A 6,114-nucleotide genomic window follows, 5' to 3' on the forward strand; every position below is an offset into this window, starting at 1 on the left:
CGAAACGGGAAAAACACCTCGGTCCCGTGCGGCTGCGAGCCGGACGGGACCGAGGGGCGCTGCTACTGCCTGAAAGGTCAGTGCTCGCCGTTGATGCCGGCGGGCAGCGCTGCGATGAAGGGGTGATCGCGCTCGATCAGGCCGAGCTTGGAGGCACCACCGGGCGAACCGAGCTCGTCGAAGAACTCGACGTTCGCCTTGTAGTAGTCCTTCCACTCCTCCGGGGTGTCGTCCTCGTAGAAGATGGCCTCGACCGGGCACACCGGCTCACACGCGCCACAGTCGACGCACTCGTCCGGGTGGATGTACAAGGACCGCTGGCCCTCGTAGATGCAGTCGACGGGGCACTCTTCGATGCACGCCTTGTCCTTGACGTCGACACAAGGCTCCGCGATGACGTAGGTCACGCTCTCGTTCCTCCTCATAAGGGCTGTCCATATCGCGCGGGAGCGCGGCGTCGTCGATGCCCGCCTCTAGTATCTCCGTTCCCGGGCACGATCCGAACAGGAGGGGCGGACAGAGCTGTGGAAATCACTGCCGGTGGACGGCTGGAGATCCGGATTACACCCGCTGACGTGGGTAAACGTGTCTCTGTGCGACGGGTGGAGCGCGGCTCGACCGGGGGCCCCTCTTTCACGGACACCGTAGGGGTTCTCACATCCTGGAACGCGGGTGTGGTGACGATCACACGAAAGACCGGCGAGTCCGTCCGCATCGCGGAATCCTTGCTGGTGGCGGGCAAGGTCGTACCGGCCGCGCCGGCCCGCCGCAGGGGTCCCGCGGCCTCCTTCGAGGAGCTCGCGCGGGTCTGCGCACGGGCCTGGGTGCCGCTGGAGAGCGAGCCGCTGGGCGAGTGGACGCTGCGCGCGTCCGGCGGATTCACCCGCCGGGCCAACTCCGTACTGCCGCTCGGCGATCCCGGAACGCCGCTGGACGATGCACTCGCGCGAGTGACCTCCTGGTACGCCCGCCGGGGTCTTCCGGCCTACATCCAGACCGCCACGGGGGCCGCGGGCACGCAGGAGCTGCTGTGCGCGGAGCTGGAGGACCGGGGCTGGGTCCGCGAGGTGTCGGCCGAGGTGCGGGTCGGCGGGCTGGCGGCGGTCGGTGACCTGCCGGTGGACGATTCCGTGGTCGCGGGCGTACGGCTGACCCGTGCTCCGGACGAGGACTGGCTCTCCCGCTACGGGCGGGTGAAGGACCCCGAGTCCGCACGCCGCGTCCTGACGGCGGGCCCCTCGGTGTGGTTCGCGGCCGTGCCCGGGCAGGCGATCGGGCGGCTCGTCGTCGACGGCCGGTGGGCCGGGTTCGCGGCCGTCGAGGTCGACCCGGAGCACCGGCGCCGCGGGCTCGCCTCCGCCGTGATGGCGGCGCTGGCGCGGCGCGCGCTGGAGGAGGGCGCCTCGGCGGCGTGGCTCCAGGTCGAGAACGACAACACCGCCGCGCGGGCCCTGTACGAGGGGATGGGCTTCGGGACGCACCACTCCTACCACCACTACCGCCGGGCGGCGGCGTGACCTCGGCCTGGCGGGAGCAGTTCGCCGCCGAGGCGCGGGCGGAACGGCCCGACCTGGCCGCGCTCTGCCTGCTGCTGGCCGCGGAGGGGGACCCCGAGCTCGACGAACGGGCCATGGACTGGGCGCAGATCGAGCTGGACCGGCTGGCGGGAATGCTGCCGTACGGGCTGCGGGGCGCCCGCGCGTGGGCTTCGGCGGTGTCCGAGCTGCTGGGCGGGCGGATGGGGTTCCACGGCACTCCGGCCGACTACGACCGGCTCTCGTCCTCGCTGCTGCACGAGGTGCTGCGGCGGCGCCGGGGGCTGCCGATCCTGCTGTCGGTGGTCTGGCTGGAGGTGGCCCGGCGGGCCGGGGCCCCGGTGTACGGGCTGGCACTGCCCGGACACTTCGTGGTCGGCTTCGGGGATCCGGAAGAGGGCGTGGTCGTCGACCCCTTCGCCGGGGGCGCCTCGCTGGGCGCGGGTCCGGCGGAGCTGGCGGCGGGGCCGCGGACCGCGGCGCGCACGATGGACATCGTGCTGCGGATCCTGAACAACATCCGGGCCTGGGCCTCGTCGCGGCCCGAGCACTCCGGGGTGGCGCTGTGGGCGCTGGACCTGGCGCTGCTGTTGCCCTCGCATCCTGCGGCGTTGCGGTACGAACGGGCGAAGCTGCTCGTGGAGCGGGGGGAGTTCGTGGCGGGGGCGGCGGAGATGGACTCCTACGCGGTGGTCGTGGACGTGATCGATCCGCCGTCCGCGGTGCGGATCCGGGCGGAAGCGATGGCCGCGCGGGCCCTGCTGAACTAGGGCCTGGCCCCCGGCGTGCCGCTGCGCGGGGCGAAGTCCCCGCAGCACCCTTTGCCGCTGCGCGGGGAAGTCCCCTGCCCGCCCTTCCACCGTTCCCCGGGCCGGCCCGGACCCGCGCCTCAAACGCCGGCGGGGCTGAAAGCGGGGTGCCGGGCTGCGCCCGGACCCCCTGGGGCTCCGCCCCAGGCCCCGCGCCTCAAGCGCCGGCGGGGCTGGATTTACCGGACGGCTGGATGTGGTGTCGGCTATAGCCAGCCCTTTTCGCGGGCCACGCGGACCGCTTCCGCTCGGTTGCGGGAGGCCAGTTTCTGGATGGCTGTCGAGAGGTAGTTGCGGACGGTGCCCTGGGAGAGGTGGAGGAGGGCGGCCAGTTCTGCGTTGGTGGCGCCGGACTCGGCTGCGCGCAGGACCTCCCGTTCGCGGTCGGTCAGGGGGTTGGCTCCCTCGGCGAGGGCGGCTGCCGCCAGGGCGGGGTCGATGACGCGCTCCCCCGCCAGGACCTTGCGCACCGCCGCGGCGAGTTGCGCGGCCGGCGCGTCCTTGACGAGGAAGGCTGAGGCTCCGGCCTCCATCGCTCCCCGCAGGTATCCGGGGCGGCCGAAGGTCGTCAGGATCACGATGCGCAGGGCGGGCAGGGCGGCGTGCAGGGCGGCTGCCGCCTCGATGCCCGTCATGCCCGGCATCTCGATGTCGAGGAGGGCGACGTTGACGTCGTGGGCCCGGGCCGCGGCCACCACCTCGTCGCCGCGGGCGACTTGGGCCAGTACCTCGATGTCCGGTTCCAGTCCGAGGAGGGCGGCCAGGGCCTCGCGGACCATCGACTGGTCCTCCGCGAGGAGGATCCGGATCGGGCGTGGGCTCATGACCCGGATCCTAGGGGGACCCGTGCCTGGAGGCGGAAGCCGGATCGGGGGGCTGGGGCCGCGGTCAGGGTGCCGCCCACCGCGGTCAGGCGTTCGGTCAGGCCGGTGAGGCCGTTGCCGGGGGCGCAGGGGCCGGCCCGGCCGTCGTCGGTGACGGTCAGTTCCGCCACCGGGCCCGCCAGGGTCTGGTGTGTGGTGAGGGTGATCGCGCAGCGCTTCGCCCCGCTGTGCCGGACCACGTTCGTGACGGCTTCGCGCAGCGCCCAGGCCAGCGCCGATTCGGTTTCCTCCGGGAGTTCCCCCGCCCAGTCGGCGGGGAGGTCCGCGAGGATGCCGGCCGCCGTCAGGGCGGTGCGGGCGCCCGCCAGTTCGCCGGGGAGCGTCGGCCGCCGGTAGCCGCTCACGGCTTCCCGTACGTCGACCAGCGCCTGTCTGCTGACCTGCTCGATGTCGGCCACCTGGCGGGCGGCCTCCTCGGGCCGGCCGGGCAGCATCCGCCCGGCGAGCTCGCTCTTGAGGGTGATCAGGGACAGCGAGTGTCCCAGCAGGTCGTGCAGGTCGCGGGCCATCCGCAGCCGTTCCTCGTTGGCGGCGAGCTGCGCCACCGTGGCCCGGGCCTCGCGCAGTTCGATGGTGGTGCGGATCATCGCGCGGATGCCGACCATGGCGAAGCCGCCCATCAGGGCCGGGATCAGCAGTCCGGCGAGGTAGGCCTTGCCGCCGGGGACCGCTAGGGCCGTGGCCGTGAGCAGGGCGGTCGCGCCGGGGACGGTCCAGCGGGAGACCTCGCCGGGGAGGGCGGCGCCGGAGGCGATGGCCACGTAGACGAAGAGGACGAGCCATTCGCGGCCGAGCGTCAGGGAGAGGACCGCGGCCTGGGCTGCGAGCACAGTCACCGAGAACAGGACCCGGGCGGTGTCCGACTGCCGGGCGGTGCGGAAGACGAGGAGCAGGTACCAGGCGATGAAGGCCGCGAGGCCCAGGCCGCCGAGCAGCCGGGCCGTGGTGCCGTGGCCGCCGCTGACCAGGTCGGTGACGGGGGCGCTGAGGTAGACGAGCCAGACGCTGATCCACAGCGCCTTCACGATCCGCTGCCGGCCGTTCTCGGGCCGGACCCCGACCCGGGTCGCGCCCGGTACCCCCGTCGGTTCCCCGGCTTGCGGGATGCTCGTCACGGCCCTCACGCCTTCAGGGAGTCCTTGCGGTACAGCCAGGCGGCGGCACCAGTGAACAGTACGAAGTAACCCGCGAGGATCGCCACGTCCCTGGCGTGCGGCGCGCCGCCCAGCTCGATGGCCTGGCCGAGGCCGGCGTAGGCGTGGGTCGGGAGCCATGCGCAGATGTTCTGCAGCCACTGCGGGAAGGCGGCGGTGGGCATCCACAGGCCGCCGAGGATGGAGAGGCCGAAGTAGCAGAGCATGGTGATGGGGCGGACGGTGTCCCCGCTGGCGAGGTAGCCGAGGGCCACGCCCAGGGCGGCGAAGACCAGGCTGCCGGCCCAGATGGAGCCGGTGAGGGCGAGCCACTGCCAGGCCTCGAACCGGACGCCCTTGGCGGCCGCCGCGACGGCGAAGACGACGAGGATCGCGGGGAGCGAGAGCACGCCGGCGCTCGCGGTCTTGGCGATGACGTACCCGTGGCCGGGCAGGGAGGTGAGGCGCAGCTGGCGGGTCCAGCCCGCCTCGCGCTCCTTGGCGATGCGCTCGCTGTTGCCCATGAGGACGGCGGTCAGGGCGCCGAAGGAGGCCATCGCCACCATGTAGAACGCGGGCATGGTCAGTTCCGTGCCCATGACCTTGGTCGTGCCGCTCAGGGTGCCGCCGAGCATCAGGAAGAGGGCGGCCGGGTAGAGCACGGTGAAGAACAGGTACTTCTTGTTGCGCAGGGCGCGGGTGACTTCGAGCCTGACCAGCTTGGTCGTTCCGGGGTTCGGCATGGTGCTCAGGCCTCCTGGGCCGCGGTGAGGGCGATGAAGGCCTGCTCCAGGCCCAGGCCCGCGACCTCCAGGTTGCGGGGGTACAGGCCCAGGGCGTACACGGCGTGGACGGTCGCGTCGGCGTCGCTCGACTGGATCCGGACCGTGTCTCCGTGGCGTTCGAAGCCGGTGAGGTGCGGCAGTTCGCGCAGGGCCTGCTCGTCGGCCGGACGGTCGGGCAGGTCGAAGGTGATCCGGCGGGCGCCGGCCCGGGCCTTGATCTCGGCGGCGGTGCCGTCGGCGAGGAGCCGGCCCTTGCTCAGGACCAGCACCCGGTCGGCGATGGCGTCGGCCTCCTCCAGGTAGTGCGTGGCGAAGAGGACGGTGCGGCCCTGGGCGGCCTGCTCCCGCATGGTGGCCCAGAAGGCCTGGCGGGCGGTGACGTCCATGCCGGTGGTGGGCTCGTCGAGCACGATCAGGTCGCTGTGCCCGGCCGTGGCCAGGGCGAAGCGCACGCGCTGCTCCTGGCCGCCGGAGAGCTTGCCCACGGTCCGGCCGGCGATGTCGGTGACTCCGGCGAGGCCGAGGACCTGCTCGACCGGGTACGGGCGCGGGTGCAGGGCGCAGGCCAGCTCGACCAGTTCGCGTACGGTCACTTCCTCCATCAGGCCGCCGGTCTGCAGCATGGCGCCGACCCGGCCGGCCACCACGGCCTCGCGGGGGGTGGTGCCGAAGAGCCGGACGGATCCGGAGTCGGCGGGGCGCAGGCCGAGGAGCAGGTCGAGGGTGGAGGACTTGCCGGCGCCGTTGGGGCCGAGGAGCGCGACGGTCTCGCCCGGGTACAGGGCGAGGGACAGGCCGTCGACCGCCCGGACCGGGCCGTAGTTCTTGGTCACGTTCTCGAAGCTCACCACGACACCGTCGGCGGCGGGGTCCGTGGCGGCGCGGGGCTGCGTCGCTGTCTTCGTGTTCATGGCTCAAGGCTCGCCCGTACGGGGGTCCGCGCGGCAGTGTCCCGCGTCGTGAGGGCC

The 6,114-nt window shown here is 73.0% G+C and carries 7 protein-coding genes; 2 read left to right on the forward strand and 5 right to left on the reverse strand.

Features of this window, described 5'->3' with window-relative positions; genetic code table 11:
• Nucleotides 1-77 precede the first annotated feature (77 nt).
• The gene (gene fdxA, locus ACFWNV_RS12775; RefSeq protein ID WP_030713714.1) at nt 78-407 is read right to left on the reverse strand and encodes a ferredoxin; all 330 of its coding nucleotides are present in this window, start codon (nt 405-407) and stop codon (nt 78-80) included.
• Nucleotides 408-524: 117 nt separating this feature from the next.
• Between fdxA and ACFWNV_RS12780 the strand changes: the two genes are divergently transcribed.
• On the forward strand, nt 525-1,517 hold the full coding sequence (locus ACFWNV_RS12780; protein WP_383944814.1) for a GNAT family N-acetyltransferase: 993 nt from the start codon (nt 525-527) through the stop codon (nt 1,515-1,517).
• Nucleotides 1,514-2,305 (forward strand): transglutaminase family protein, encoded by a 792-nt coding sequence (locus ACFWNV_RS12785; protein ID WP_383944817.1) that lies wholly within the window; start codon nt 1,514-1,516, stop codon nt 2,303-2,305. Before ACFWNV_RS12780 ends, ACFWNV_RS12785 begins: the two co-directional genes overlap by 4 nt.
• A 245-nt stretch (nt 2,306-2,550) precedes the next feature.
• Here ACFWNV_RS12785 and ACFWNV_RS12790 read toward each other — a convergent pair whose 3' ends face one another.
• Genes ACFWNV_RS12790 through ACFWNV_RS12805 form a run of 4 tightly spaced genes read right to left on the reverse strand, consistent with a single transcriptional unit; the run spans nt 2,551 to nt 6,057 of the window.
• A complete protein-coding gene (locus tag ACFWNV_RS12790) occupies nt 2,551-3,168 on the reverse strand; it encodes a DNA-binding response regulator (protein ID WP_383944820.1) in 618 nt (205 codons plus the stop codon).
• Entirely contained in the window at nt 3,165-4,343 is a 1,179-nt protein-coding gene (locus tag ACFWNV_RS12795) for a sensor histidine kinase (RefSeq protein WP_383944823.1), read from the reverse strand. The genes ACFWNV_RS12790 and ACFWNV_RS12795 overlap by 4 nt, the downstream gene beginning before the upstream one ends.
• Before the next feature lie 5 nt (nt 4,344-4,348).
• The gene (locus ACFWNV_RS12800; RefSeq protein ID WP_383944826.1) at nt 4,349-5,104 is read right to left on the reverse strand and encodes an ABC transporter permease; all 756 of its coding nucleotides are present in this window, start codon (nt 5,102-5,104) and stop codon (nt 4,349-4,351) included.
• A gap of 5 nt (nt 5,105-5,109) precedes the next feature.
• Nucleotides 5,110-6,057, reverse strand: a complete 948-nt coding sequence (locus ACFWNV_RS12805; protein ID WP_383944829.1) for an ABC transporter ATP-binding protein — start codon at nt 6,055-6,057, stop codon at nt 5,110-5,112.
• Between the last annotated feature and the right edge of the window lie 57 nt (nt 6,058-6,114).

The sequence above is a fragment of the Streptomyces sp. NPDC058401 genome, assembly GCF_042722885.1.
Classification (GTDB): Bacteria; Actinomycetota; Actinomycetes; order Streptomycetales; family Streptomycetaceae; genus Streptomyces.

Bases quoted from the DNA above. Each gene is read 5' to 3' on its own strand.
- ACFWNV_RS12805 (WP_383944829.1), bottom strand. From the start codon at position 6,057: ATGAACACGAAGACAGCGACGCAGCCCCGCGCCGCCACGGACCCCGCC.
- ACFWNV_RS12790 (WP_383944820.1), bottom strand. From the start codon at position 3,168: ATGAGCCCACGCCCGATCCGGATCCTCCTCGCGGAGGACCAGTCGATG.
- ACFWNV_RS12800 (WP_383944826.1), bottom strand. From the start codon at position 5,104: ATGCCGAACCCCGGAACGACCAAGCTGGTCAGGCTCGAAGTCACCCGC.